Source organism: Desulfuromonadales bacterium (assembly GCA_035620395.1).
Classification (GTDB): domain Bacteria; phylum Desulfobacterota; class Desulfuromonadia; order Desulfuromonadales; family DASPGW01; genus DASPGW01.
The window spans coordinates 1-2,461 of record DASPGW010000125.1 but is presented as its reverse complement, the minus strand read 5'-3'; the positions used below and the strand labels follow the sequence as shown (position 1 = coordinate 2,461).

The window sequence follows — 2,461 nt, the reverse complement described above, 5'->3', positions numbered from 1 at the left end:
AGCAGCCAGCGCCGGAAGGTGCCGCCGTAGCCGGCATCCGGGTAGCGCCGGCCGAACTCCCGCAGGCTCTCGAGATAGCCGGTGCCGTCGAGGATCGATTTGGCCACGGCGATGGTCAGCACCGAATCGTCGGTGAAGCGGCAGCGGGGATCGAACAGGGGGAAATCCCTGGTCTTGATCGGCGAATGTTCGTAAATCGAGCCGATGATGTCGCCGGCGATGGCTCCCAGCAAGTTTGTCTCCTTTCGCGACGGCCGTCCTTCCCCCTACTGGAAAATCCGGGCGAAGAACTCCTGCATCGCCTGCCACGACTTGCGGTCCGCCGCCTGGTCATAGGCAAGCGGCAGGTTGAACTTCTTGCCGAAGGCGTCGGCCTCGGGGCTGGTGAAGCTGTGCCTGGCTCCCGGATAGTTGACGAAGCGGTAATCGACGTCGGCGGCCTCCATCTCCTTTTTGAAGGCGGCGATCTGCTCCGGGGTGACGAAGGGGTCGTCGGCCCCGTTCAGGACCAGGACCTTCGCCTTGACTTTGCCGGGTGTGGCCGGGTTGGCCGTGTCCAGGCTGCCGTGGAAGCTCGCTACGCCGTCCAGGTCGACACCGGCGCGGGCCATCTCCAGCACCACGCCGCCGCCGAAACAGTAGCCGATGGCCGCGATTTTCTCCACATCGACCTTCGGCTGCTGGCGCAGAAAATTCAGGCCCGCCAGAAAACGCGCCTCGGCCAGTGGCAGGTTCTTGCGCAGTTCGCCGGCGAATTTGCCAGCGTCGTCCGGATGCCCGGCCGTCTTCCCCTCGCCGTACATGTCGACCGCCAGCGCGACGAAACCCAGTTCGGCCAGCATCCGCGCCCGTTTGCGGGCATAGTCGTTGAGACCCCACCATTCGTGCACCACCAGGACGCCGGGGCGCATGCCGGTGACGGCGTCGTCAATGGCCAGGTAGCCTTTCAGCGGCATCTCTTTGTCCCCATAGGTCACTTCTTCTCCCTTGACGGCTGCCTGCGCAGCAATCGAGCAGGCCAGCACCATACCGATGGCGATCAATGTCTGCTTCATGACGTTCTCCTTGAATATGATGCGTACGGGCAACGATCTCGACTCGGCTGTCACCATTATAGTGCGAATGGCCGGAGTTGCCACCGGACGGTGTGAGGGCTGGCTCTTGCAGCGGCCTCCATTATACTTGTTGTGCAATCCCCAAAAGGCAGGGACAGCCGATGCGCCGCTTACTCCTGACAATCGGTTTCACCCTCATCGCCCTCGCCGCGCTTGTCGGGTTCAACTTCGACCGAATCGTCGACGGGAGGCTGCGGCCGTGGGTCGAGACCCAGGCGGCGACGGCTCTGCAAGGCGAGGTTCATCTCGACCGCCTGGAACTGGACTGGGGCCGGCTTGAGCTGACCGGAGTGCAGGTTGCGCGGCCCGGCGAGTTTCGCTTTAGGGTTGAGCGGGTGGTCGTTCGCTATACCTTCGCCGGCCTCTGGCAGCGACGGCTGGAGTCGGTGGCGGTCCGGCAGCCGGATCTGGAGTGGGAAGGTGCCGGTAGAGCTGGCGGCGGTCCAGTTTTCTGGCCGCCGCAACCACCACTGCGGGTGGAGGATTGGACGGTAGAGGAAGGCAGCCTGCTTCTGGCCTTGGGAAAGGATCGCCTGCTCCTGCGGCAAATTGAGGCCGCGGGGAATCTCGATTCCCGGTTCACGCTCGAAGTGGCCGCCCTGCTCGGCAAGGAGCCGGGTGTGACGCTGGCCTTTGCCGGCCACGGCATTTGGGAGGGGCGGCCGGAGCTGACGATCACCGATCTGCTCTGGTCCGGCCGCTCCCTGCTGCAGACGCCGGTCACCCTTGCGCCGGGCGCCGAAGCGTTCGAAGTCACCCTGGCTCTGGCGCAGTTGAATGACGCCGAGGCCGCCCGACTGCTGGCCGCCCTCGACCGCGCGCCACCCTGGCCGCTGGAGTTGGCCTGGGGGGTGACGGCGCCCCGTCTGACTCTCGGGATCGATGGCGAGCGGCTTTCCCTTCGGCTGCAGACGGCAGCCGGAGAGGTCCGTCGCCAGGGCGAGCGGTGGCCTTGGGAGAGCCTGCACCTGCAGCTGGCGGCCGTCGCCGATGCCTGGGAGGTCGATGCGGAGGCTGCCCTGCCGGCGCAGGCCCGGCTGCAGCTGGCGGGGACCTGGAGCGATGAACGCTTCGGCGGACGCTGGCGCTTTGCCGCGCCATCGCCGGCGAAGCTTGCCACGACTTTCGGGTTCGCTCTGTCGCCCCCGGTGGCGCGGCTGCGGGAGCTGACCGTGGCCGGCGACCTGCAGGCGACGGCCGGAACCGTCGCGGTGGAACGGGTCCGGCTGGCTGCCCGCCTGCCGGGCGGCGGCGAGTTTTCCGGCGTACTCTCCGGTCGCTGGCAGGAGGGTGCGGTCAGCGTCGAGGCGGCCGACCTGGTCGTGCGGCAGGGGGCCAGCCGCCTG

At 66.9% G+C, this 2,461-nt stretch carries 3 protein-coding genes; 1 reads left to right on the top strand and 2 read right to left on the bottom strand.

Annotated features, from left to right (window positions below; all coding sequences use genetic code 11):
* The coding region (locus VD811_06905; protein ID HXV20701.1) for an ADP-ribosylglycohydrolase family protein at nt 1–233 on the bottom strand (233 nt) is incomplete at its 3' end.
* 33 nt (nt 234–266) lie between these two features.
* The gene (locus tag VD811_06900; GenBank protein ID HXV20700.1) at nt 267–1,055 is read right to left on the bottom strand and encodes a dienelactone hydrolase family protein; all 789 of its coding nucleotides are present in this window, start codon (nt 1,053–1,055) and stop codon (nt 267–269) included.
* Nucleotides 1,056–1,216: 161 nt separating this feature from the next.
* Between VD811_06900 and VD811_06895 the strand changes: the two genes are divergently transcribed.
* Nucleotides 1,217–2,461, top strand: a 1,245-nt coding sequence (locus VD811_06895) for a hypothetical protein (protein HXV20699.1), incomplete at its 3' end; no start/stop codon positions are given.

Bases quoted from the DNA above. Each gene is read 5' to 3' on its own strand.
- VD811_06900 (HXV20700.1), bottom strand. From the start codon at position 1,055: ATGAAGCAGACATTGATCGCCATCGGTATGGTGCTGGCCTGCTCGATT.